This is a genomic window from Paenarthrobacter sp. C1, from assembly GCF_049315185.1.
GTDB lineage: Bacteria > Actinomycetota > Actinomycetes > Actinomycetales > Micrococcaceae > Arthrobacter > Arthrobacter nicotinovorans.
This window is the reverse complement of sequence record NZ_CP186053.1, coordinates 1-23,152: the sequence shown is the minus strand read 5'-3', so window position 1 is coordinate 23,152 and position 23,152 is coordinate 1. Positions and strand designations below refer to the sequence as shown.

Genomic DNA, 23,152 nt, shown 5'->3' with positions numbered 1-23,152 from the left:
TCATGACCGACAACCGCCAGGACCAGACGACCGCCCTCGTCCAGCCCACCGACGCCGAGCTCGACTCAGCCGCGGAGAACCTGGTGCACACCGGCAGCCCCGTCGTCCACGTCGCGGGCGACTGGCACGGACACGGCGCCTGGGCCATCGCCCGCGTCATGTCCGCCGGCAGCAAGGGCATCCGGTTCATCTTCCACGCCGGCGACTTCGGCATCTGGCCCGGCAAGCTCGGCAAGAAGTACCTCCTCAACCTCGACAAGGCCTGCGCCCGCTTCGGCGTGACCCTCGTCGTCACCCCCGGCAACCACGAGGACTGGGGACGCCTGAGCACCCTCAAGGTCAAGGACCGCGGCAACGGACTCGGCGCCGTCCAGTGGGTCGGCGAGCACATCGCCGTACTTCCCCGCGGACACCGGCTCACCCTCGTCACCCCGAACGGCAACCGACGCACGTTCGTCTCCCTCGGCGGAGCACCGTCGATCGACTTCGCGACCCGCAAACCGCACCTGTCGTGGTGGCCCGAGGAGATGATGAGCCTCGGCGACGTCTACCGAGTCGCCGAGGACGGCCACGCCGACATCATGGTGACCCACGACGCCCCCGGCCCGCCGACGCCGTCCCGCGCGTCGAGCTCATCCTGCGCAACAATCCCGGCCGCTGGGACGCCACCGCACTTCACTACGCCGCCCAGGGACGAGAGCTCGTCACCGCCGCGTACGAGGCCGTCCGCCCGCAGTGGCTCTTCCACGGCCACTACCACGCTCCCGGCCAGGCGATCGTCGAACACCCCGACGGCACCCGCGGCCGCGTCGTGTCCCTCGACGAGCAGCACACCTCTTACAACATCGCTCAGCTCGACCTCGACGTCATGGAGCTCGTCTACAGCTAGCCGCCCGCTAGCTGCCTGACGCGCAGCGCGCACCGTCCATCACGTCCCACACCTGACGTCCCGGACCTGCACGTCCCAGACCCCGCATGCCCCTGAGGAGAACCGTGTCCCACCCAGCTCCCCGGCCCATCGAGCCGCTGCCCGTCGTCGAGCTCGTCGACGGCTACGTCCGCAAGGCGCTTCACGACGCCGACGCGTACAGCAACGTCGAGCTCCTCGACGAGAGCGGAGTGTTCTCCCTGCACCGCGTCGCTGCCGAGATCTACGCGCTCGGGTTCCGCGACGGAGAAGACGCCCAATCGCGCCGCCACGACCACGAGCGGATGCGAACCACCATGCGCCAGGAGCAGGCCGACCGCGCCGCCGCTACCGAGAAGGGCGGCCAGCCGTGATCTCGAACATCGACGTCAGCCTCCCGGCCGCCGACCAGCCCACCCCAGAACCCGCCACGGCGTCGGAGCTGTTCCAGGCGGCCATGTCGGCGCTCATGCCGCTCAAGCTCGAGGCATTCCCCGACCGCGTCACCAAGGACGAGGACGGGCTGCTCGTCGCGATGGCCGTCGCACTCCGCGCGGACTGCACCCGCCGACGGGTCGGCGCCGTCATCGTCGACGTCCACGGCCGCATCGTCGGCACCGGCCGCAACGGCGCCCCCGCCGGCCGGCCCGGATGCCTGTCCGCCGGCGCGTGCCCCCGCGGCCAGCTCGACACCACCCAGATCGCTCCCGGCGCCCCGTACGGCGCCGGCGCCGGGAGGTGCATCGCGCTGCACGCCGAGGCGAACGCCTGCCTGTACTCCGACCCCGCAGCCCCCGCGGCGCCACCGTGTACGTGACGGATCCTCCCTGCGACGACTGTTCCCTGCTCCTCGCCGGCTCCGGTCTCGCACGTGTCGTGTGGCCCGAGCGCGAGACCGATGGCAGCTGGCGGCCTGTCGACAGGCTCATCGGGCCCGACCAGCCGATCGGCGGCCACTACAGCTGAGCCCGACGGCGCAGGTACCGAACCTGAGCAAGACGCTGCCCCCGAACCGTCCGGTTCGGGGCAGCGTGCGTGGACGGGGTTGGTCGCCCGGGCTCAGCTGGCGAGCGCGGAGACGGTGTCGCGTGCGAACGCGTGAAGGTCCTCGTCGTCCCAGTCGATCCCGTCTCGTTCGCTCGCCTCGAGGACAGCGACGAGCAGGTCGGGGCGGGTCGCAGCGAGGCGGGTGACGACTGCCTTCTCGTCGAAGGCGATGTAGAAGTCGGCCTCGGCGGCGAGGAGCTCATGGGCCAGGCCGTCGAGTGACCCGCCGGTCTGGGAGTGGAACCAGACGATCGACTCCTGCACCTCGAGACACTCGGGGTAGGAGCCCTCGAGCAGGTGGGCGACCGCCTCGCGGTCGAGCTGGTCGACCCACGTGGCGGCGTTCATGTCGTTCATCGCCTCGATGCCGCCGATGCGGACACCAACGATCGGGCCGTCGACGGTGGCGAGGATGCTGCGCAGCTCGCCGCGCAGAGCCTTCGCGGACGCTGCCGGCAGCTGGGATGCCGCCGACAGTACGCGCCCGATGTGGACCGCGGGCGGGAACATCGGGTTCTGCCAGGCCTGCCCGGTGGGGGCGGGGGAGTCGGCGAGTCGGGACACGGTCAGGTGCCCGGTCCTCGGGTCGGCCAGGTCGTGGCCGCGCATCCCGAGCGTCGTGAGCTTGTCGATGAAGTCGGTGTCGCGGGAGTAGAACGGCAGGAGCCGGTGGAGCTCGCCCAGGTCGCGCGCCACGAGTGCGGCCGCTTCGGTGTCGAGGCCTCGCAGGGAGGTGACGGTGCGGGTGGTGTCGTCGCTGGTGGCGAGGAGCTTGGCGTTGCCGCCAGCGGTGAGGGTGTACTTCGGCACGATGGCCCTTTCGTTGGGGGCGGGCACCAGGCCCGCCTGACGGTGGAGGGCGACGTGCCCCGGCGGTGTTGCGGGGGCGAAGCGTCTTGGTGCCGTGGCTGACGCGGCGTGGTGTCCGTGTTGCCCTACGTGCGACACCCACAGTGCCCGCCGTCGTCGCGGGTACAAAGGCAGCTGCCCAGAAGACTGCAAGCAGATGTGGCCGTCCTGTGTACCGACCCTGCTTGCCGTGGTCGCGTGTAGTCGGACCTTCAACCAGTGGAATCCGCTCCACGGCCGCACCCGCGCGCTGATTCCGACATCGTGCCCGCCCGCATCCTCGGGCGGACGTCACCCCGCTGACTGGAGACCCATCCGTGACTTCACCTGTGACCACGCTCGTCACCGCGCCGCGCCGCGCCCGCCGTCGAGCGTTCCCCCTTCTCGCGTTGATGCTCGCGGCTCCGATCGCGTTCTCGTCGCTCACTGGGGCGGCGGCGGCTGAGCCCATCCCGGACCAGGACGCGCGGCCGTACCAGCTCGAAGGGTGGGGTCAGGTGTTCACGGCCCGCACCAACGACTGGGGCGTCGTCGGCGGCTCGCACTCCATGACGGCGGGCGCTCAGGTGCTGGGCGACCAGCCCCCGGTCGAGATGGACGAGGCGGACGAGACCGACGGGACCCCTGACCGCGAGCTGGACGTTCTCGCAGCGGTGAGCACGATGCTCGGATCGCAGTGGAACAACTCGACGAACGCAACCTACGCGGCCGCCGCCCAGACGGGGCGCGTATCTGCACAGGAGGAGCCCAGCGCCGGCTCGGCGTCGGTTCGAGTCCTCCAGCGCACCAACGACGGCGCTCCGGACGTCACCACGCTCGCCGGGTCCATCTTCGCGAACTGGTGGGGCGACGGCGAGATCCCCGACGACGAGCTGCGCTTCACCAGCGACGACTACGCCTCCGACCAGGACGCCCTGATCGCCAAGAGCCCCGACGCTTGCGTGCCGGCCGGCCGGATCGCCCACACCTCGACCGTCCTGAAGAACGTCAAGACGAAGCGGGTCTACTTCCCCGGGGTCGAGGAGGGCGTCACCCTCGGCCGACTGGTGGGCAGCTCGGAGCTGACCATCGAGGGCACCAACTTCGTCAACACCGCAGGCACCCGCGGGCTCGAGGTGCGAGCCTCGTCCTCGCCGTCGACCTGGTCGCTGTTCAACGACCGCTTCACCCTCGAGGTCACCGAGGCCTCCGCCAGCGCACGCGTCGACGGCACCGAGCCGTACGAGCCGAGCGTCGACGAGCTCGCCGCAGCCAAGGGCGCATCGCTCGCCGACGGCACCGCTGACGTCGACCCCACCGCCACCCTCACCAACGCCGCCGGCGAGGAGGTGCACGTCGAGGTCGGCGACTCCGCCTACCTCGTCGACTCGGACAACCCCGACCTGCGCGCCGAGGTCCGCATCGGCTGGTCCTACAAGTTCGGGCCCACCATCTACAACCGCGACTACGTCGACCTGCTCGGCGCGACGGTCGACCTCGAGCGGTTCGACGGGGACGACTGGCAGTACCTCGGCACGCTCGAGACCGCCGCTGCCGGCGCGTCGGTGACCGTCCCCGTCGGAGGCATCGACTGCCCGCCGGCCGACTACGACGACGACGGCCTCCTCGACAACGACGAGACCGAGACCCACCACACGTCGCCGCACAAGGCTGACACCGACGGCGACGGCTACAGCGACGCAGCCGAGATCGCCGACGGAACCGACCCGCTCGACCCGCTCTCGCCGAAGCCTGCCCCCGAGCCCGACCCCGACCCGGAGCCGGTCCTCGACACCGACGGTGACGGGCTGCCCGATGCGGAGGAGAAGCGCATCGGCACCAGCGCGGTCAACCCCGACACCGACGCGGACAAGCTCTCCGACGGCGACGAGGTCCTCGTCTACAAGACCCTGCCGCTCGTCGCAGACACTGACGGTGACGGGATCCCCGACGGTGACGAGGTCTACATCTACGGCACCAGCCCCGTCGACTCGGCCTCCAACCTGACCACCGCCGACCGGGACCGCGACGGCCTGTCTGATGCTCGCGAGCGCGAGCTCGGCACCGACCCCACCCGCGCGGACACCGACGGCGACGGCCTCGGCGACGGCGTCGAGGTCACCGGGTCCGCCAACACGTACGGCCACAAGGCCACCAACCCGCTCAACCCCGACACCGACGGCGACAAGCTCCCCGACGGTCGCGAGGTCCGCCACGTCGGCGCCAAGCGCCTGGCCGGCATCAAGACCGACCCGAACCGCGTGGACACCGACCGCGACGGCCTCACCGATGGCGCCGAGGTCCTGACCCGCACCAAGACCGTCGTGCGCGGCGTGAAGGTCAGCCTGCGGTCCAACCCGGTGAAGAAGGACTCCGACGGAGACGGCCTGTCCGACAAGGTCGAGCGGACCGGCAAGGCGAACAAGCTCTACGGGCACAAGCCCACGTCGCCGTGGCGCTCCGACACCGACGGTGACGGCATCAAGGACGGCGCCGAGGTCAAGGCCGGCACCGACCCCACCCGGCCCGGCGCCGCCGGAACCCGCCCTCGAGCACACGGCTACTACGCCGGCCCGCTCGACTGACGTACCCGGCCCCAGCTGACGCCAGCACGAACACACCAGCACAGACGCCCCTCGACCGTCCGCGGTCGAGGGGCGTTCGTGTGCCCGATGGTCCACCACACACCAGCGCGCACGGTCCACGGTCACACCTCAACCAAGGGAGCACCCGATGCAGAACCTCACGACCAGCACGACCGGCCGGCGCCTCAGCGAGCACGACCAGGAGATCGTCGACCGGATGGGCTGGGACCTCGACGAGCTCGAGGCCCGCGCGACCGAGCTCACCGGCTACCCCGCCCAGGTGACCGGCCTGTGGCCGCTCATGTTCGACGCCATGATCCGCGTCGCGGCGGGACCGTTCACCATCGACTACGACGGCCCCAACGCCATCTACTCCATCGACGGCACCTGCGGCCGCTGTGGCAGCGACACCATGTACATCCGCTCCGGGAAGACCCCCGAGCAGCTGCGCGAGCTCGCCGCCCACCACGCCCAGATCCGCCGGCCCGGCGCCCTCGGCGTCATCACCCGCCTCGCCAGGCGCGCGTGGGGCTGCTGCCGGCAGCCCAGCTACAGCCTGTGACACCTCCGCCACCAGCGAACCTGAACTGATCTGGCACCACCGACGTCCGCCTTCCCGAACCCGGGAAGGCGGACGTTGCACGTCCCGCCGCGCGCAACAGGCGAGGAGTGTCGCCCCGGGCGCGGCAGATCGGACGCGGTGCATGGTTGCCCCCACGATCAGAGGCCGGACGGTGGCTATCCGTGACCACCCAAGAAGCCACCGCAGACACGCGCCCCTGGACCCCGGCATCGCCGGCCAGCTCCCGCTACCCGGCCCTGCCCGGAGCGGTCGAGGACCTCGCGCGACTGCTGTCGGTCATCGCCTCGCGGCCCGTGCGCGCCGCGGACGTCTTCGTGACCCAGGCGCACCGCACGTCGCTCGAGAACGAGGACACCCACTGGTTCGGCACCACCTCCGGTGTCGCCGTTGGCATCCGCGCTGTCGAAGGCAGCGTCCTGGCCGAGCTCATCCTGGGCCTGGACCCCGACCCGTTCCCGCGGCCCCTCTCGCCCGTGCAGGACCGCATCCTCGAGGGCGAGTTCCTCCCTCTCCTTGACGAGGTCACCGCCGCCATCTCCGAGCCCGGCTTCCCGGCCATCTCCAGCGCCGGCACCCGCGGCAACGACACCCTCTCGACCCTCTCGGCCAACGGCGTCCTGACCGTGGCCACCGTCACCCTCAGCGCACCCCGGTCCGGGACTGCGCACACCACCGGCTCCGGCACCGTGACCTGCGAGGTGGTCCTGGCCGCCCCGACCACCGTGCCGTCTCGCCGTCCCGTGGTCCTCATCGACGACCTGGACCCTGTCACCGGGGACATCCCGCTGACCCTCCAGGTCATCTCGCCGCCGACCCGCGTTCCCGCAGGACGGCTGGCAGCGCTCACCCCCGGCGACTCGCTGATGCTCGAAGCAGATGCGCAGACGTGGCTGGTGAGCGTCGGGAGCGTGCACCTCGCGTGCGGGCAGCTCGGCACGATCCGCAACCGGCGGTCAGTGAACATCGACATGACGTGGAGGCAGAACCCCATGAGTGACCAGATCCTCTCCGGCCTGGCCGCAGCACAGAAGGCCATCGACGAGTCGGCCACCGAGCCCGTCGCGGACAGCGACCTCGGCTCGCTCGGCGGAGTGGGACTCAACGTCGCCATCTCCCTCGGCGAGACCGAGATGCCGCTGCGCGAGGTCGTCGCCATGCACCCCGGCCTGGTCCTCGAGCTCGACCGCGAGGCCGACGCACCGTGCACGGTCCTGGTCAACGGCCTCCCGTACGCCAAGGGCGAGACCATCGTCGTCGGCGGCCGCGTCGGCGTCCGCATCACCGAGCTCCTCAAGGCCAAGTGATGGGCGCCGTGATCACGGCGCTGCAGATCGCGTTCGTCTTCGTCCTCCTCGCCGTCTTCGCGTGGGGGATGAAGCGCATCGGCGGTCGCCGCGCCCCCGCGGGGCTCGTCTCCGTCCCCGTACGTGCGCCGCTCACCGGCCGCGCGTCCCTCACCGTCGCAACCGTCGCCGGCAAGGCCTACGTCCTCGGCGTCACCGAGCAGCAGGTCACCGTCATCGACATCCGCGACGCCGCCGAGCTCGAGCTCGCGACCACCGCGGCCGACACCGCCGAGGACGGGCCTGCTTCCGGCGACGACCCATCGTCACCGCCGAACACCCTCGGAGCCGCTCTCGTCTACGCCGCGGCCCACGCCAAGAAGGCGTGGGCCGCGCGCCGATCGGTTCCCGCGACCACGGACCAGGCCACGCCCGAGCAGGCAGCCGCCTGGGACGCCGCCTGGAACGGCGCCTCTCCGCAGCAGGGCCCGCAGGTCCAGGACGTCCCCCAGGTCGGTGCCGCCGCCACGGCCAAGGTCAGCCCCGCCGCGTCTGCCCTCGCTCCCGTCCCCGTGAAGCGCTCCAAGTCCACGAAGACCACGAAGGCGTCCCAGCAGGCCCGCGCACGGAAGGCGGTGACGGCATGAACGACCTCTTCGGCTCCGGCATCCAGACCGTCGTCACCCTCGGACTCATCTCCCTGGCCCCGTTCATGCTCGTGATGATGACCGCGTTCACTCGCATCGTCGTCGTCCTCGGCCTGACCCGCTCCGCGCTCAACACCCCCGGCATCCCGCCGAACCCGGTCATCATCGGCCTCGCGCTGTTCCTGACCGCTTTCGTCATGGCGCCCACGTTCGCCGACATCAACACCCACGCGCTGCAGCCCTACCTGGCCGGCGACATCGGCCACGTCGGCTTCTTCAACCGGGCCATCGACCCGATGCGCGAGTTCATGCTCGCTCACACCCGGGAGAAGGACCTCGCGCTGTTCATCAACCTCACCGACAGCCCGCGCCCCGACACCCCCGCGGACGTCGCCACCACCACGCTCGTGCCCGCCTTCGTCATCAGCGAGCTCCGCACCGCGTTCCTGATCGGGTTCATCATCTACATCCCGTTCATCGTCATCGACCTCGTCATCTCCTCGGTCCTGTCCGCGGTCGGCATGGTCATGCTCCCGCCCGTGCTGGTGTCCCTGCCGTTCAAGCTCCTGCTCTTCATCGTGGCCGACGGCTGGTACCTCATCGTCCAGTCCCTCGTCACCTCGTACAGGACTTAGGAGGAGACGTGACCGACACCGAAGTCATCGACCTGGCCCTCAAGGCCATCGTCCTCAGCCTCAAGCTCGCCGGCCCGCCGCTCATCGCCGCCACCGGCGTCGGCCTCGTCGTCTCGCTGCTCCAGGCCGTCTTCCAGGTCCAGGACCAGGCCCTCGTCATGGTGCCCAAGATGGCCGCGGTCGCGCTGTCCATCGTCATCTGCGGCCCGTGGATGATGGAGTCCATCACCGAGTTCGTCAACGAGCTCTACACCGCAATCCCCGCGCTGGTCGACGCCGGCAACACGGCCGGCTGAGCGGGAGAACCAGACCACCATGGACGGGTTCAACGGTCTCGGGGAGCTGTTCGCCAACGCCTCGAGCCTCATCGACTCTGCGCTCGTCGAGTCGAGCGTCGTGTGCTTCGCGCTCATGCTCGCGCGCGCAGGCGGGTGGGTCGCGATGGTCCCGATGTTCGGCGCCAAGGGAGGCGCGGGCATGGGGCGCATGGCAATCGCCATCGCCATCGCGCTGGCCCTCGCACCTGTCGCGGCCACCCGCGCCGCCGAGGCCGGCGTGGACCTGCCCACCTCGCCCGTCCCGTTCATGGTCGCCGCCATCGGGGAGGTCGCCGTCGGAGCCATCACCGGGTGGGTCACCGGCCTGCTGTTCGCCGCCGCCGAGATGGCCGGCTCGATGGCCGACGCCACCTCCGGCCTGTCGTTCGCTTCCCTCGTCGACCCGGTCTCCGGTTCCCAGCAGGCGTCGTTCGCTCGCCTGTTCTCCATGACGTTCCTGGCCGTCTGCTTCGCCGCCGACGCCCACCACCTCCTCCTCGCCGGGTTCGCCGGCACCCTCGACGCTGTACCGCCCGGAGTGTGGCCGGCGTTCGAGAAGGACGCCCTCGGCGCAGTCGCCACCGGCGTCATGGCCCTGATGCGCGCCGCAGTCGAGATCGGCGCCCCGCTGCTCGGCGCCCTGTTCCTCACCGAGGTCGCACTCGGCCTGGTGTCGAAGTTCTACCCGCAGATGAACGTCCTGATGCTCGGCCTGGGCGTGAAGGCCGGAGTCGCACTCTCCACCGCCGGCATCGCTCTCATGCTGATGCCCCAGCGCGTCGAGCCCATCGTCTCGACCGGGCTGCGCACCCTCCAAGGCATCTGGTAGCCCCCTCCGCACGGCGGCGGTGACTGCATCCGGGCTCCCGGACGGCACGGTGCTCTCAGGCGCTCCCAACCGGGAGCGCCATAGCCGCGCGCACCACGCGACGAGAGAGGAGGTGAGACCACATGGCTGACTCAGGAACTGGCGAGAAGACAGAAGCCGCCACACCCCAAAAGCTCAAGGAGCTGCGGAAGAACAACACCGCCCGCCGCTCCCAGGACCTCCCGTCCGCGGTCTCACTCGTCGTCCTCGCGATGGCGCTCCCCATGCTCGTCGGGTCGATGTTCGACGCGTTCCGCGAGGTCATGGTCAACTCCCTGACCATCGCCGGAGCCGTCGACGAAGGCACCGCACCGCACGAGCTCGTCTCAGCCACCTGGGACGCCACCAAGCCCGTCCTCGGCCCGCTCGCCCTCGTCATCGGCGCCACCATCGTCGCCCACGTCGGGTTCACCCGCTCCAAGCCGAACCTGATGGCGCTCAAGCCGAAGCCCGGCGAGGTGTTCAACCCGGTCAAGGGCATCAAGCGGATCGTGTCGGTCAACTCCCTCGTCGAGCTCGCCAAGGGCGTCGCGAAGGTCACCGTCGTGTCCGTCGTCGCCTACCTGTCATGGAAGGCCGGCGTGTCCGAGCTCCTCGCCGGAGTCGCATCCGTCGAGGCGTTCACCAGCTCGATGGGGGGCTCCATCCACGGGCTCGTCGTGAAGGTCGCCATGGCCGCGGTCGTCATCGGCATCGCCGACGCCATCTGGCAGAACAAGCGATACAACAAGCAGGCCCGCATGTCGAAGTACGACGTGAAGCGGGAGTACAAGCAGTCCGAGGGCGACCCGATGATCAAGGCGCAGATCCGCGCCCGCGGTCAGGCGATGACCCGCAACAGCATGGTCGCCGCTGCCGCAGACGCCGACGTGGTCGTGGTCAACCCCACCCACATCGCCGTCGCGTTGTCGTACTCGGCCGAGATGCCGGCTCCGAAGGTCCTCGCCATGGGCGCGGGTCACGTCGCGCTCCGCATTCGCGAGATCGCCGACGAGAACAACGTCCCCATCCGACGCGACGTCCCGCTCGCGCGTGCCCTGCATTCTTCGGCCGAAGTCGGACAGTTCATCCCGGTCGAGCTCTACGTCGCCGCCGCGACCCTGCTCGCCGACGTCTTCAAGCAACGAAGCGCGACCACCACCGCGCCAGGAGGAACCACCCGATGAGCACCACCGCACCCGCACCCGCCGGCACCGGCAAGCTGCCCGGCCGCACCGGAGCGTCCTCCCAGCGCATGGCACGCATCGGCGTTCCCCTCGCGATCGTCGGCGTCGTCGTGCTGCTGGTCGTGCCTCTCCCGACCGCGCTGCTGGACCTGCTGCTGGCTGCCAACCTCGTCGGCGCCGTACTCATCCTGCTCACCGCACTGACGGTCAAGAAGCCGCTCGACTTCTCCATCTTCCCGGCCCTGCTGCTCATCGCGACCCTGGCACGCCTCGCGCTCAACGTCTCCACGACCAGGCTGATCCTCCTGCACGGAGACGCCGGCCACGTCGTCGAGGCGTTCGGCAACTTCGTCATCGGCGGCAACATGATCGTCGGCTTCGTGGTGTTCCTCATCCTCGTCGTCATCCAGTTCGCCGTCGTTACCAACGGTGCCGGCCGAGTCTCCGAGGTCGCCGCCCGCTTCGCGCTCGACGCCATGCCCGGCAAGCAGATCGCCGTCGACGCCCAGCTGTCCTCTGGCAGCATCACCGGAGAAGGAGGCCGAGGCACGTCGTAAGGAGATCGGCGACGAAGCCGACTTCTACGGCGCGATGGACGGTGCCTCGAAGTTCGTCAAGGGCGACGCGATCGCCGCCGTCGTGATGGTGACCATCAACCTCATCGCCGGCTTCCTCGTCGGCGTCGTCCAGCAGGGCATGGCCCCGGGCGAGGCCGTCACCCGCTTCACCCTGCTCTCCATCGGCGACGGACTCGTCTCCCAGATCCCCGCGCTCCTCATCTCGGTCGCCTCCGGCATCCTGGTCACCCGCATCGGCGGCAGCGACAAGGATGACTCCGGCCTCGGCTCCGACCTGCTCGGCCAGATGGCCGGATCCCGCTCCGCGCTGTGGTCCGCCGCCGCCGTGTCCATGGCACTCGGCATGCTCCCCGGCCTGCCGTTCCTCCCGTTCTTCGCGATGGCCGCCGCCTGCGGCCTCGCCGGCTGGCGTGCCCCGAAGTGGACGCCGATGGTCGACGAGGAGGCCGAAGCCGCCGCCGCGGCCGCCGTCGCAGAGCCGCCGCCGGTCGACGAGATCGCCGACCTGGTGTCGCAGATGGCTCCCGACCCCCTGCGCCTCGAGCTCGCACCCGACCTGCTCGACCTCATCGACCCCGACCGAGGCAACAACCTCGTCGAGAAGGTCAAGGGCCTGCGCCGCAATGTCGCCGGCGAGCTCGGCGTCGTCCTGCCGTCGGTCCGCACCGCCGACAACGAGTCGCTGCCCGCCTCCACGTACGTCGTCAAGGTGTTCGGCGTCGAGGTCGGCCGCGCCGAGCTCCCGCCCGGCTGCGACCTCGTCGTCATCGACGCCACCACCCCGAGCCGATGGGTCGCGAGACCGTCGACCCCGCCTTCGGGATGCCCGCCGTGTGGGTCACCTCCACCCTCGCCGACGCCTACCGCCGCAACGGCGCGACCGTCATCGACCGAGGCACCGTGCTCGTCACCCACCTCGGCGAGCTCGTCCGTCGCCACGCCCACGAGGTCTGCACCCGACAGGACCTGCGCCGCCTCCTCGACGCCCTCAAGGAGACCGCGCCCGGCGTGGTCGCCGAGTACGACGACCCGGCCGCCTTGTCGGACCTGCACGAGGTCGTGCGCGAGCTCCTCGTCGAGCAGGTCCCCGTCCGCCAGCTCGAGCGCATCGCCGAGTCCGTCGCCGCCGCGCGCCGCACCGGCCGCACCCTCGACCAGGTCGTCGAGGCCACCCGCACCGCCCTCGCAGCGACCATCTGCATGAAGGCCGCCCCGTCCGGAACGATGCGCGCGGTCACCTTCGAGCCTGCGCTCGAGGGCAAGCTCGTCGAGTCCGTACGCCCCGGCGAGGCTGGAGCGTTCCTGTCCCTCGACCCGATGACGATGAGCCGCCTGCTCGAGGGCGCGTCCGCCGCCGTCGCACAGGCTGAGGCCACCGGGGAGCGCATCGTCATGGTGTGCCACCCGAGCATCCGCTCTGCGGTGCGTCGCCTGTTCGTCTCCGCCCGCCCGGACCTGCCGGTCCTGTCGTACGCCGAGCTCGTGCGCACCGTGAACGTCGAGGTCGCCGCCGAGATCGGTCTGGCCGCTGAGACCGTCCCGGCGGGGTCGCGTCGTGACCCGCGTGGGGAGTGGTTCCGCGACCACATCACCGTGCACCACAAGCCCGCCGAGACCGACGACGGACTCCACGGCGAGCTCATCGTGTCCGGCCCGTCCCTCGACGCCGTGCGGAACTGGGTCAGCGGCGCCTACCCAGACGCGGTGCTCGTGTCCTGGAGTCGGTACGGCCTGACCGGCAGGTGCGTGCGCGGCATGTTCGTGCCCAACCCGGACCAGGACCTCGCGGACCTCGCCGCCGACGCGCTCGCCTTCCTCGCAGCGGCAGCGACCACGTCCGCCGGGTCCGCGACCATCCCCGTCATCGCGGCCGCGGCCGCGGAGCCGAAGCCGTCGCGCGCCACCCGCAAGAAGGCCGAGCAGGCTGAGCAGGCCGAGAGCTCGACCGTCTCCACCCGAGACACCGCTCGAGACTCTGTCTGCGACGACTCGTGGTCGGCTGACGCGTTCGCGCTGCTGAACAGCATTGGCATCGAGTTCGGCCAGCACGTCGACCCCTTGCCTGCCGGACAGGACAACGACGTCCGCTTCTCCGTTCCGCTGCGGCACACGCACCCCACCCCCACCCCCGAGCCGGCACGCCCGGCTCGTCCGGCGGTTCGCCGTGAGCTCGTCTCGACGAGCCGGGCCCCCAAGCCACCCGAGCCGGCTCCGGCATACGGCAGCCCTCGGCGTGCTGCTCTGCCCTCCCAGGTGGCCGCAGCCGGGCTCGGGGAGCAGCAGGAGACGATTCTCGTTGACACGCTGTCAGCTGCGGCGGCTGCCGGACGGCCGGAGGAGCCCCGACCTCGACCGAGGAGCTGACCCTGGCGCAGAGGCTGCTCGAGGAGGAGTCCGTCGAGGACGTCGTGCTGCCCGAGGGTCCGCGGTTCGCAGACCTCCTCGCTGGGCTGCAGAACTTCCCCGAGGGCCTGCTCACCGACACCACGCCTGACACCGAGCTCGTCGCCAAGCCGCGCATCCCGCAGCGACGGCCGGCCGGCCTACAGCGCTGACGAGGCCCCGCCGGCTCGCGGCCGTGCGGCGTGGGGCCTGGTCAGTTGCTCGCGTGCAGGGCGAGGTTGGCGTTCACCCGCGCTCGCCAGCTCGCGACCCCGCCGTCGCAGACCCTCCTGTGCCGGCCGGTGGGCTCGATGGCGTGCTCGCCAGCCGGTCCTTCGGCGATCCACATCGGTCCGAGCGCGTAGCCGCCGACGATCCGTGAAACCCGCGCGTGCCAAGCGTGCTCGTCGAAGGTGACACCCTCGAGCTTCTCGGCCTCCAGTCGCAGCAGCGTGCGGTTGGCGGCGAAGACCGGCCAGGTGGCGCCCATCTCCCACAGGTCTGCGGCACGGACGATGAGGCCTTCGACGCTCATGCCCTCGGCGGTCAGTCGGGTAGCTGCGATGGCGTCACAGACCGCCTCGATCTTCTCCTCGGCCCAGCCGTGCTCACGCAGGAGCTGTGCGGCCAGGTCGGCGGAGTGCGCTTCGGCGTCGGCCGCTGCTTCGTGGTGGCCGTAGCCGGCGTCGTGCAGGAGGGCTGCGACGACGGCTACGTCCGGGTCGTGCGGGACGGACTGTGCGAGCGCGCGGCGACTGAACCGGCCAGCCAGCTGCACGACGTGCAGAGCGTGGTTCGCGTTGTGGTACGGCAGGGACGGGTCGTACAGCGCGAGAGCAGCGACCACCAGCGTGCTGTCGATGCCGGCGCCGGTGAGCACGTCGGACCGGCCGGCGCCCGCGTCGGTAGCGCTGTCGGTCATGTCGAGGGGAGCCCGAAGGCCGTCGCGAGTGCAGGCACGTGGCGCACCGTGCGCGGCGCCGCCGTTCTGGCTCGCGAGGTCGACGTGTCGTTGGCCACCCGGCTGCCCTGACCCGGCCGACCGGGGGTCACGGTTGCCTGAGCAGCGTGTGCGGCGAAGGTCTGCAGGGACCGCAAACGACCCCTCGCCGAGAAAGTGGGGTGATGGAATGAGGGACGACAACGTCGTCCAACTGGCACTGTTCGGCCCCGCGGTTCCCGCACGGCAGCTGGTTCTGCCGTCCGACGAGGTCTCCGAAGAGACCCAGCGCACCCTCGACGTGATGGACGAGCTCCAGACGCAGGTCGAGACGCTGCTCGACGCCTTCCCGCCAGAGGAACGCGAGCAGGCCGCTCGAGGCCTCTACCTCGATGCCGACGACCACCCCAGGACCCGTCACGGCGCACTGCGCGCCGTCTCCTGAACACGGCTCACCGCCGAACACCCAGCTCCCTGCGGCCGGGCCCACACTCGTGGGCTCGGCCGCAACCCATTCCGCCTGGCCAGACCTTGCCCGCCCCGTCCGCGTGCGCCCCGGCCCGCTGCCGGCCGTCTGCCGGCCGTCTGCCGTCGCCGTCGCGACAGGCACAATGGCGGGGTGGACAACGACACCGCAGCCCGCCGCCGGGAGATGCTCGAGCGCCTGAAGGCGGACATGGACCGCCCCGTCTCGGAGGAGGTGCAGGAGACCCTCACCGCCGTCGCCGCAACCGAGCTCGAGGTGGAAGCACTCCTCGCGCTGTTCCCGGACTCGGCGCGCGCGGAGGTCCTGCGCGGCATGTACCGCGGGGATGACGAGGTGCTTCGCACGACGTACGACGCCGGCTGACTCCAGCTGACTCCAGGGCAACCCACGCAGAAGCGCTCGCCGCTGCGCGCGCGTCATGCCGGTCATCGGACCGGCAGGGACAGGAGAAGGACCGACCCAGTAGTACTGGGTCGGCCCTTCGTGTCGTGCTGGGTGCTTGATGTGCTGGTGGTGCGTGGGTCACGCGGCCTCGAGGACGCGCAGGTGCGCGCCGGCCAGGTACTGCTCGGGCGAGACGATCGCCAGGTAGGGCAGGTGCTCTCCCAGCACCTGGTGGGCCGCAACGAGGCCCTTGTCGTCGGTGACGATGACGACCGGCTCACCGTTCGCGCGGTGAGCGGCCACCGCCGCGGCGACGAGGGTGAGGTCCTCGTGGTCGATGCGGGTGCGACCGAAGACGTCGAGGATCTCCTCGAACAGGAAGAAGTACTCCGAGTCGTTGAACGCGGCGACCAGGTCGATCGCGATCTCCTTCTGGACGTGCTTCTTGACCTCGACGGGGTTCGACGCGGCCTGGGCGAGGGTGATGCTGGCGACCGCCGAGGTGACCTCGTCGCGCGTCAGCGGGCTGCTGGCGTGCAGCTGCTCGATCAGGATCTGCTGCTGGAACTGCGGCACGACGAAGCGCGCGTAGTCGGTCTTGCCGACACAGGTTGCCTCGCCCATCGCGAGCAGCGACGCGGTCTTCGCGCCCTTCCCACCCTCCTTGCGGAGACGGTGGATGTTCTCGACTGCATTGCGGACGGTGCAGACGTCCATGATGACGTTCGACATCTCTGGTCTCCTTTGTGAAGGTGCGGGCCGCGGTGTGCGACCCGACTGAAGGTGGGTCGCGCGCGGGGCGCTCCTAGGAGACGTACTGTCGCCGCTCAGCTGCCGGGGACCACCCGCCAGGACGAGGAGATTCCCGTCGGTCAGACCGGGCACGCCGAACGGCACCCCACCAGCAAGGGCGGAGTGCCGTTCGACGATGCAGCGAGGCAGCGAGGCAGCGAGGCAGCGGCGTAGGGGAGTTCCCGGAGGGCGAGGGGTGTCGCTGTGGCTCAGGCGGCGAGAGCGCCGCGCACGGCAGCGGCGATCGCGTCGGCGCTCGGCCCGTCGTGTCGCCATGCCCGCAGTACCGCCTCGATCGCGAGCTGGTCGCCGGAGCGGTACAGGTCGTCGAGCGCTGCGCCGTCGACCCGTCGGCCGTGGACGTACCACTCAAGGCTTCCGTCGGCTCGAATGACGGCGGGACCGTCGATGCGGTGGGCGACGCCCTCGATCCACCACGACCGCGAACCGTCGAGGCTGGTGCGCATTCCGGTGAAGACGGCGTCTGGCGGCATGGCGGAGTCCTCGAGGTAGGGGAGCGCAGGGCAGTTGCTGCAAGGGGAGTCGGGGTGTGTCATAGCGTGCCGCTGCGCCGGGCCGACGCAGTGCCTGGCAGGCACGGACCGACGTCAGGCGTTCAGCTGCGCGGCGTACATGCGGCGGGCGTGCATGGATGCGGCGAGGGACACCGCGGCGGTGACCGGGCGGGACGGCTGCTGGGCCGGTTCATCTGCATCGAGGACGCCGCGGAGCTTCCGCAGGGCCTCCATCCGCAACTGGGAGACGCGCTGAGGGGTGACACCGAGCCGGTCGGCGATCTCGCCGTTGGACTCCCCGCGTACGAAGTGGGCCTCGATGACCTCGCGCAGTCTGTCGGGCAGGCCGGAGACCGCCCCCACGAGTGCAGCGTCGAGCTCGCGCTTCTCCAGCGACTCCAAGGGTGTCGGGTCGGCGTCGACGAGCTGCAGTGCGAAGTTGTCGTCGCGGGTGGGGAACGTCTCGTCGAGGGAGACCATGACGCCGGCGTGCAGGTCGGCGCGGAGCTTGCGGACGCGGTCGAGGGGCAGGCCGGTCTTCTCCGCGATCGCCAGGTCAGTGGCGTCCTGGCCGTCTCGGGTGAGCTGGTCGGCTGCGGCGCGGAGGACGTTGACGTTGTCGCGGGTGCGACGGGGCAGGGGGTCGTTGCCGCGAGCGGCGTCGACGACGCCGCCGTAGATGCGCTGTCGTGCCCACGCGACGAAGGGGACGCCCTTGGACCCGTCGAACCGGGCGGCTGCCTGTACGAGGCCGAGGAGGGCGCCGGAGACGACGTCGTCACGGTCGGTGTGCCGTGGCGCACGCGCCAGGTAGTCGTAGGCGATCTTGTGCGCCAGCGCCAGGTGGTCCTCCACCAAGGTATGGACGTCAGCCTGTTCGGGCTGGACGTCGACGCTGTCGAGAACGGTCACGTCAGCGGCCGCCTCGAGGCAGTCCGGCGACGTCGATGACGGTGGCCGCGGCGGCGGCGTTCTCCTCGGCGACGGACACGACGAGCTCGTCGCGCAGGACGGTCACCTCGTCGGGCGCCTGGATGCCGAGGCGAACCTGGTCGCCACGCACGGACAAGACGGTGAGGACGATGTCGTCGCCGATGTGGATGGCCTGGTTGGTACGACGGGACAAGACGAGCACGGTGCGGTTCCTTCCGCTTCGGTTGTGAGGGCTCAGGCCGCGACGAGCGCGGCGCTGGTGGCGTGTGAGTCGTCGAGGACGACCTGGACGGCGGTGCTGGTGGCCGGGTTGACCACGACGGGTCCGCGCAGGTTCGCGGTGAAGGAGCCCTCGCCGCGCTGGGTCACTACGACCCACACGGCGGCGTCCTTCGGGTCGGTCAGCCCGAGCTGCTGCCACGAGGCATCGGGGACGTCGATCTCGTAGTCGGGGAAGAACGCGCCGGCGAGAGCGAGGACGAACTGGAGGCCGGTGTCGGGGTCCGCCAGCACGCCGTACACGTCGGTGTCGGGCAGCGGGGTGAACTCCAGCGACGTCAGGTCGGGGAAGCCGAGGAGGCCTCGGGGCAGGTCCCACGTGGTGGTCATCTTGTTCGTCCTCTTCTCTGCCGCGTCGTCGTGCGAGTGACGGGCGCGGTTCTGGTGTGGTGGTTGGGACTGTCCGGAAGGTCCGGGGCGGTGCAGTCATCCCCGGACAGGGCGCCGGCGGACCGTCGTTGCGGGCGTCGTTGGGGCCGTCGTCGGGGCGGTGGTTGTTGGCAGCAGCGCGCACGCCTTCGAGGTGTCGGAGGCGTGCGGCAGGGTCTGCGGGACGGGCGGGGTGCTGCTCAGCAGCAGGGCTCGTCCGGGTCGTGCGAGGGGATGGACGGCGGGTCGACCTTGAACGCGTCCATGCGGCTCAGGAGAACTTCCTCGGCGGCGTCGAGGTACCGGGAGTCGTCCTCGAGCAGCGCAGCGAACGGGTCGTGGTCCTCGGCCGCCTGCGTCGTGGAGGCCGAGAAGTCCAGGAGGCGTTCCGGGAGCGGGCCGACGTCGGGGCAGTGCTCGCCGAGCCAGCTGGCGTAGACGTAGTTGTCCGGGTCGATGACCAGACCGCCGCCGACCAGGTCGACGGTCATCATGGAGACCGCCTCACGCAGGCCCAGCCAGGTGCTCACCGCCAGCTCCCACCAGTCGCCGTCCACGCCACCGGGGGCGAGTGCGTGCGTGGTGGTGGCGGTGTGGACCTCTACCTGGGCGAGCTCAGGAATGAGGGCCGGACCCATGCCGGGGCACTCCGGGTCGTCGCAGTCGTGCATCTCCTCACGCAGGTCCTCGCGCGCCTCGACGTACCGGCAGCGGAACACCACGAGCCGCTCGGTCGGCGGCGTGTAGTGGTCGGCGATCGCGCCGACGGCGTCCATGAGGGCACGCACGTTGACCTGCATCGCGGCGTGCACGGCCGCCTCGGAGGTCTGCATGCTCTTCAGGAGCGCTTCGACTGCAGCGTCGCGCGCGGTCATCGCCGTGCTCCTGCTGCGGCGACGGACCGGCTGGAGATGCGCAGGTCCGTCAGCGCGCACGGCAGCTGCTCGTTCACCGCGGCCAGGATGTGGTCGGCGTCGTAGCGGGCGAACGTCGCGTGGTGCGGATCGCAGGCGATGGTCGCCACGCCGTAGCGGACGCTGACGAGCGTCCCGGTGATGCCTCGAGACTGCAGCTCGGCGTTCACGAGCTCCTCGATGAGGTCGCGGGTGGAGGAGTCGCGCAGGCCAAGGCCGGTCAGCAGGGCAGCGAGGCCAGCGGCCGCGTTCCCTTCCGGCAGTGCAGTGGAGGTGGTCACGACGGCGACGGTGTGTGCGCTGGACGGTTCGTCAACCACGCACTCGTGCGAATCTGCCGTGACGCGGCCGGCGGAGAGGGTTCGGGCGGCCTGCGGTGGGCGTTAGGTCGTGCGTACTTGAGCGTCGACCGGCAGCCTGTTTCGCGGCGGGACTGCCTCGCACGTCAGACGCGGCACCGTGATCTCATGGCTCAATCCCCGGTTGCGAAAGCGCAGCGCAGCGCCATCAAGATGCTGCAGGCTGCGCTGGACAAGCGCCCCGACTCCGTGGCGCTCCAGCGCGCTCTGGCGGACGCCGCCTTGGAAGCGAACGTGTGGGAGGTGCTGAAGAACCTGGTCGAGCTCCGCACGCTCGACCGCGCGGTTGCACGCAAGCTCGCGACGTCCGCCCCGCGCGTGGCCGTTCGTTCGGCCGCGTTCCGCAACGTCGCTTGGACGGCTGAGGAGATGCTCGAGCTGCTGGCCGGCGAGTCGCACGCCAGCGTTCGACATGAGGCGTTCCGCGTGCCCGGCCTCCCGGACGACGTGTACCGCGACCTCGCCGCCGGCTCGAAGCCGCAGCCCAGCAGGCTCCTGCCCGCGGCCGGCCACCTGCCGCTCGACGTCCTGGTCCGCGCCTACGAGGCCGCACCCGTCGACAGCTCGCACGAACACCCGACCGAGCTCCTGCTGGCCAACCCGGAACTCACCTTCCGGGTGGCGGTCAGCTCAGCAACGGCGCTCCCGTGGCGGCTCCTGGCGACCTGGTTGCTGCCAGAGCCGACGCAGGGTTCGGCGGAGCAGACCCGGCTGCACGACGCCGTGCGCGACATCTGCGCAGCGGTCGACGCATCGGCAGCTGAGCATGAGCAGAACTCGCCGTGGCGAGCGTTCGGAGACCTGCGCATCCTGCGTGAGCTGCTCTCCGGCTACGGGACCGGCGCCATCCGGGCGGGCGCGGTCGAGGAGCTGACCGATGCTCAGCGCCAGATCGTCGTCACCTTCGCTCGCTACGGCGTGTGCGCCTCGGACGACTACCTGACGTTGCTGCTCGACTCTGCCGACGAAGCCCACCCCGTGGTGCTCGAGTTCCTCGCTCGCCCCGAGAGCAAAGGGCTCTCAGCGAAGGACAAGGCGCGGTTGCGGCGCGCGTTCATCCTCGCTGCCTCGCGTCTGAGCTTCGAGGAGGCACAACAGGCGCTGACGAGCGAGAAGCTGGAACTGTGGAACTGGCTGACTGCGATGCCCGAAGAGCTGGTCGCCCGCATCGGGCCCGAAGGGGTGCGCGACGTCACCTCCGCAGTCGTCGCCGCGGACCGATGCCCGGCGTGGCTGCACACCGTCCCCGACGCTGACGCGTTGGCGCGCTCCCTCGGCCCGAGGGCTCTCGCCGCTGCCCACTCCTCCGCGCACAAGGCAGGCAACGGTCAGCTCATCGACGTCGTCGACCGCGCACTCGTCGCGACCCTCGACAAGCCGGCACCCCTGTCGGGGTCGGCGCGCGACAAGCTACTCAAGATCGTCGGGGACGGTCAGGTCGCCGACGAGATCCTCGCCGACGTACCGCTCGCCGTCGTACTCGAGTCGAAGAGTGACGTCGGGTCCCTGTTCGTCGAGCGTCTCGTCGTCGCCACCACAGCCGCGGGCGGGTCCATCACTGTGGCGCTGCAGACCTTGAAGACCGTCTCGGCCGGCGGCACGCGTTACGGTGACGCGGTGCCCATCCTCGAAGCAGTCCTGGGTGTGACCGTCCACGAGGAGCCCTCGGCCGCGTAGAGACGCAGCCACTGCCGCGCGCCGCGACCTCGTTTCGTGCGAACAGGTGCCGGACGACGTGGTTGGCGGAGGTGAGCTTGCCAGCGTGGCCCCGTCCGGCACGGTTCCCGAGCGTGTCCCTCGACGTGCCCGCCGTGTTCAGCCTCGCCCTGCCCGGGCTGGGCGTCCTGGCCGTGGTGACGGCACGCGGAGCCGCCGGGACGCCCGGGAGCCCCGAGATCCGCACGAACGTCGAGCACGGCAGCCAGCCGCCGGCAAAGGTGAAGCCCGGCCGGCGCCGCAACACCCGCAAGCCCGGCAAGATCTCCTCCGACGCTCAGCTCGTCGACGCCCAGACCGACGCGCCCGCAGCCAGAGACGCCAACCGGGAGCACGCGACTGACACCCTCGACCGCCCCGAGAAGACCGCCACTGAGCCCCGCTCCGAGCCCATCTCCGCCGCCGTCTCCGAAATCGCTGAGGAGATCGGCGAGTCGGCAGCGAACAAGGTGACCGCGACTCCGGTCGAAGCGGTCCCACCCACCGTCAGCGAGGCTGACCGCTCGAGCTCCGAGTCGACCAGGCCCCCCATCACGGGCCGCTACACCCGCACCGATCGAGTCGAAGCGACGCTCGACGGACTCCCCGCGGTGGACCGACGGCCCGCCTTCAACCCCGTCCCCGCACGCAGGCCCGTCAACCCAGCCGCAGGCGAGACCCCAGCGGCGCCGGCAGCGCGGGTGCACCTGGTCCACGTCCCCGACGACCTCTCGACCCTCGAGGCCGTCGACGGAGAGACGGGCGAGCGCGCGCCCGACGCCACCGGCACGGCTCGCGCCACCTGGGCACATGCCGGCGTCCTGGGTGACCTCTCGAACGCCTGCCACGCTCTCGAAGCCGCGTGGAGGTCTGGAGACGCCGAGGCTGTCGCCGCCGTCGCCGCTCACGAACGCGCCCTTGCGTGGGTGGCATGGGTCGCCGCCGCATGCGTGGACCCGAACCCGTCTCGGCCGAGGTACGTGGGGCTGGCGTGGCGCACACTCAAGGAGGCAGTCGACGCGGCAGGCCTCGACCTCACCACCGCTGCCGGGCGCGACCACCTCGCAGCCACCAACTACGCCGCGCTCCTCCCCGCGGAAGCCGCGAACCTGTTTTCCGACCTGCGCGTGATCGTCGATGTGGCCGGCACCCCCATCCGCGTGGACATGCCCGCCTCCGCGACAGCGCTCGCGTACGCCCAGGCGGCCGTCGCCGCCGCCAACGGCGACCTGCTCTCCCTCGACGACCTGCTCGCCACCCTCCCCACCCATCCGCTGGGATCCCTGCTGGAGGCGGTGGCGGACGAGTTCGATCAGGACCGCTACGTCGTCGGCGCGATGCGTCAGGACGCTTGGGGTCTGGTGTTCGCGCACCTCGGCCTCCTGCGCATCGCCAAGACGCGCCCCCACGACGCGCCCGCAATCACCGCGGCTGCCGACCGCGTACGCGAGCTGCTGGTCCACCTCAGCCCTGACGCGGCCGCCGGCCAGGCCGCCCCTGGAGAACGCGCCCTCGAGACCTCCAGCGGCACGCTCGTCATCTCCGACCCTGACGGCTCCCGGCTCCGCGTCCGCGTGCGCGACCTCGTGACCGACGGCGTCTACTGGCAGGCCTGGGCCGCCTCGCGCCGCAACGAGCCCCGCCTCGCGCGCACCCTGC

General features: G+C 70.8%; 27 protein-coding genes and 1 pseudogene. 19 read left to right on the top strand and 9 right to left on the bottom strand.

The genetic code is table 11. The features are described from left to right. The first annotated feature begins 2 nt into the window (after nt 1-2). The 4 genes from ACNAOU_RS22205 (at nt 3) to ACNAOU_RS22190 (ending at nt 1,873) form a co-directional block, all read left to right on the top strand. The gene (locus tag ACNAOU_RS22205) at nt 3-908 is read left to right on the top strand and encodes a metallophosphoesterase (RefSeq protein WP_422758738.1); all 906 of its coding nucleotides are present in this window, start codon (nt 3-5) and stop codon (nt 906-908) included. Between the two features lie 85 nt (nt 909-993). Next, complete coding sequence (locus ACNAOU_RS22200; protein ID WP_422758737.1) at nt 994-1,281, top strand: hypothetical protein; 288 nt, start codon at nt 994-996, stop codon at nt 1,279-1,281. Next, nucleotides 1,278-1,724 (top strand): hypothetical protein, encoded by a 447-nt coding sequence (locus ACNAOU_RS22195; protein ID WP_422758736.1) that lies wholly within the window; start codon nt 1,278-1,280, stop codon nt 1,722-1,724. The genes ACNAOU_RS22200 and ACNAOU_RS22195 overlap by 4 nt, the downstream gene beginning before the upstream one ends. Further along, nucleotides 1,721-1,873 (top strand): hypothetical protein, encoded by a 153-nt coding sequence (locus tag ACNAOU_RS22190; RefSeq protein ID WP_422758735.1) that lies wholly within the window; start codon nt 1,721-1,723, stop codon nt 1,871-1,873. The genes ACNAOU_RS22195 and ACNAOU_RS22190 overlap by 4 nt, the downstream gene beginning before the upstream one ends. Nucleotides 1,874-1,966: 93 nt before the next feature. On the opposite strand, the gene ACNAOU_RS22185 is transcribed toward ACNAOU_RS22190, so the two are convergent. After that, the gene (locus ACNAOU_RS22185; protein WP_422758734.1) at nt 1,967-2,791 is read right to left on the bottom strand and encodes a hypothetical protein; all 825 of its coding nucleotides are present in this window, start codon (nt 2,789-2,791) and stop codon (nt 1,967-1,969) included. 341 nt (nt 2,792-3,132) lie between these two features. Here ACNAOU_RS22185 and ACNAOU_RS22180 point away from each other — a divergent pair, with 341 nt between their 5' ends. The 11 genes and pseudogenes from ACNAOU_RS22180 (at nt 3,133) to ACNAOU_RS22130 (ending at nt 13,808) form a co-directional block, all read left to right on the top strand. Next, nucleotides 3,133-5,367, top strand: coding sequence for a hypothetical protein (locus ACNAOU_RS22180; RefSeq protein WP_422758733.1), 2,235 nt, complete (start codon nt 3,133-3,135; stop codon nt 5,365-5,367). Between the two features lie 148 nt (nt 5,368-5,515). Beyond that, entirely contained in the window at nt 5,516-5,929 is a 414-nt protein-coding gene (locus ACNAOU_RS22175) for a hypothetical protein (protein ID WP_422758732.1), read from the top strand. 182 nt (nt 5,930-6,111) lie between these two features. Beyond that, complete coding sequence (locus ACNAOU_RS22170) at nt 6,112-7,254, top strand: FliM/FliN family flagellar motor switch protein (protein ID WP_422758731.1); 1,143 nt, start codon at nt 6,112-6,114, stop codon at nt 7,252-7,254. After that, on the top strand, nt 7,254-7,880 hold the full coding sequence (locus tag ACNAOU_RS22165; RefSeq protein ID WP_422758730.1) for a flagellar biosynthetic protein FliO: 627 nt from the start codon (nt 7,254-7,256) through the stop codon (nt 7,878-7,880). The genes ACNAOU_RS22170 and ACNAOU_RS22165 overlap by 1 nt, the downstream gene beginning before the upstream one ends. After that, nucleotides 7,877-8,515: a flagellar type III secretion system pore protein FliP gene (gene fliP / locus ACNAOU_RS22160; RefSeq protein ID WP_422758729.1), complete on the top strand. Its 639-nt coding sequence runs from the start codon at nt 7,877-7,879 to the stop codon at nt 8,513-8,515. Before ACNAOU_RS22165 ends, fliP begins: the two co-directional genes overlap by 4 nt. Before the next feature lie 8 nt (nt 8,516-8,523). Continuing rightward, entirely contained in the window at nt 8,524-8,811 is a 288-nt protein-coding gene (locus ACNAOU_RS22155; protein ID WP_422758728.1) for a flagellar biosynthetic protein FliQ, read from the top strand. A gap of 19 nt (nt 8,812-8,830) precedes the next feature. Beyond that, nucleotides 8,831-9,661, top strand: a complete 831-nt coding sequence (locus ACNAOU_RS22150) for a flagellar biosynthetic protein FliR (RefSeq protein WP_422758727.1) — start codon at nt 8,831-8,833, stop codon at nt 9,659-9,661. Nucleotides 9,662-9,783: 122 nt separating this feature from the next. Continuing rightward, a complete protein-coding gene (locus ACNAOU_RS22145) occupies nt 9,784-10,866 on the top strand; it encodes an EscU/YscU/HrcU family type III secretion system export apparatus switch protein (protein ID WP_422758726.1) in 1,083 nt (360 codons plus the stop codon). Beyond that, nucleotides 10,863-11,423 carry an FHIPEP family type III secretion protein gene (locus tag ACNAOU_RS22140; protein ID WP_422758725.1) on the top strand — a complete coding sequence of 187 codons (561 nt, stop codon included), beginning with the start codon at nt 10,863-10,865 and terminating at the stop codon, nt 11,421-11,423. Before ACNAOU_RS22145 ends, ACNAOU_RS22140 begins: the two co-directional genes overlap by 4 nt. 34 nt (nt 11,424-11,457) lie before the next feature. Next, nucleotides 11,458-12,150: pseudogene (locus tag ACNAOU_RS22135) on the top strand (FHIPEP family type III secretion protein); the annotation flags it as partial. 83 nt (nt 12,151-12,233) lie between these two features. After that, nucleotides 12,234-13,808, top strand: a complete 1,575-nt coding sequence (locus ACNAOU_RS22130) for an FHIPEP family type III secretion protein (RefSeq protein WP_422758724.1) — start codon at nt 12,234-12,236, stop codon at nt 13,806-13,808. A gap of 232 nt (nt 13,809-14,040) precedes the next feature. Here ACNAOU_RS22130 and ACNAOU_RS22125 read toward each other — a convergent pair whose 3' ends face one another. Continuing rightward, entirely contained in the window at nt 14,041-14,748 is a 708-nt protein-coding gene (locus ACNAOU_RS22125) for an HD domain-containing protein (protein WP_422758723.1), read from the bottom strand. A 208-nt stretch (nt 14,749-14,956) separates the two neighbouring features. On the opposite strand from ACNAOU_RS22125, the gene ACNAOU_RS22120 reads away from it, so the two are divergent. Together ACNAOU_RS22120 and ACNAOU_RS22115 are read left to right on the top strand one after the other, a co-directional pair. Next, nucleotides 14,957-15,211, top strand: a complete 255-nt coding sequence (locus tag ACNAOU_RS22120) for a hypothetical protein (RefSeq protein WP_422758722.1) — start codon at nt 14,957-14,959, stop codon at nt 15,209-15,211. Between the two features lie 174 nt (nt 15,212-15,385). Beyond that, complete coding sequence (locus ACNAOU_RS22115) at nt 15,386-15,616, top strand: hypothetical protein (RefSeq protein ID WP_422758721.1); 231 nt, start codon at nt 15,386-15,388, stop codon at nt 15,614-15,616. A gap of 159 nt (nt 15,617-15,775) precedes the next feature. Here ACNAOU_RS22115 and ACNAOU_RS22110 read toward each other — a convergent pair whose 3' ends face one another. From ACNAOU_RS22110 to ACNAOU_RS22080, 7 genes are all read right to left on the bottom strand, one after another. Next, on the bottom strand, nt 15,776-16,369 hold the full coding sequence (locus ACNAOU_RS22110) for a hypothetical protein (RefSeq protein ID WP_422758720.1): 594 nt from the start codon (nt 16,367-16,369) through the stop codon (nt 15,776-15,778). 269 nt (nt 16,370-16,638) lie between these two features. Then, nucleotides 16,639-16,923 (bottom strand): hypothetical protein, encoded by a 285-nt coding sequence (locus ACNAOU_RS22105; RefSeq protein WP_422758719.1) that lies wholly within the window; start codon nt 16,921-16,923, stop codon nt 16,639-16,641. Nucleotides 16,924-17,037: 114 nt separating this feature from the next. Beyond that, the gene (locus ACNAOU_RS22100; protein ID WP_422758718.1) at nt 17,038-17,856 is read right to left on the bottom strand and encodes a sigma-70 family RNA polymerase sigma factor; all 819 of its coding nucleotides are present in this window, start codon (nt 17,854-17,856) and stop codon (nt 17,038-17,040) included. A gap of 1 nt (nt 17,857) precedes the next feature. After that, nucleotides 17,858-18,079, bottom strand: a complete 222-nt coding sequence (csrA, locus tag ACNAOU_RS22095) for a carbon storage regulator CsrA (RefSeq protein WP_422758717.1) — start codon at nt 18,077-18,079, stop codon at nt 17,858-17,860. 32 nt (nt 18,080-18,111) lie between these two features. Then, nucleotides 18,112-18,486: a flagellar assembly protein FliW gene (locus ACNAOU_RS22090; RefSeq protein WP_422758716.1), complete on the bottom strand. Its 375-nt coding sequence runs from the start codon at nt 18,484-18,486 to the stop codon at nt 18,112-18,114. A gap of 239 nt (nt 18,487-18,725) precedes the next feature. Next, on the bottom strand, nt 18,726-19,400 hold the full coding sequence (locus ACNAOU_RS22085; RefSeq protein ID WP_422758715.1) for a hypothetical protein: 675 nt from the start codon (nt 19,398-19,400) through the stop codon (nt 18,726-18,728). Beyond that, nucleotides 19,397-19,720 carry a hypothetical protein gene (locus ACNAOU_RS22080; protein ID WP_422758714.1) on the bottom strand — a complete coding sequence of 108 codons (324 nt, stop codon included), beginning with the start codon at nt 19,718-19,720 and terminating at the stop codon, nt 19,397-19,399. Before ACNAOU_RS22080 ends, ACNAOU_RS22085 begins: the two co-directional genes overlap by 4 nt. A 186-nt stretch (nt 19,721-19,906) precedes the next feature. Between ACNAOU_RS22080 and ACNAOU_RS22075 the strand changes: the two genes are divergently transcribed. Beyond that, nucleotides 19,907-21,475: a hypothetical protein gene (locus tag ACNAOU_RS22075; RefSeq protein ID WP_422758713.1), complete on the top strand. Its 1,569-nt coding sequence runs from the start codon at nt 19,907-19,909 to the stop codon at nt 21,473-21,475. A gap of 113 nt (nt 21,476-21,588) precedes the next feature. Then, the coding region (locus ACNAOU_RS22070; RefSeq protein WP_422758712.1) for a hypothetical protein at nt 21,589-23,152 on the top strand (1,564 nt) is incomplete at its 3' end.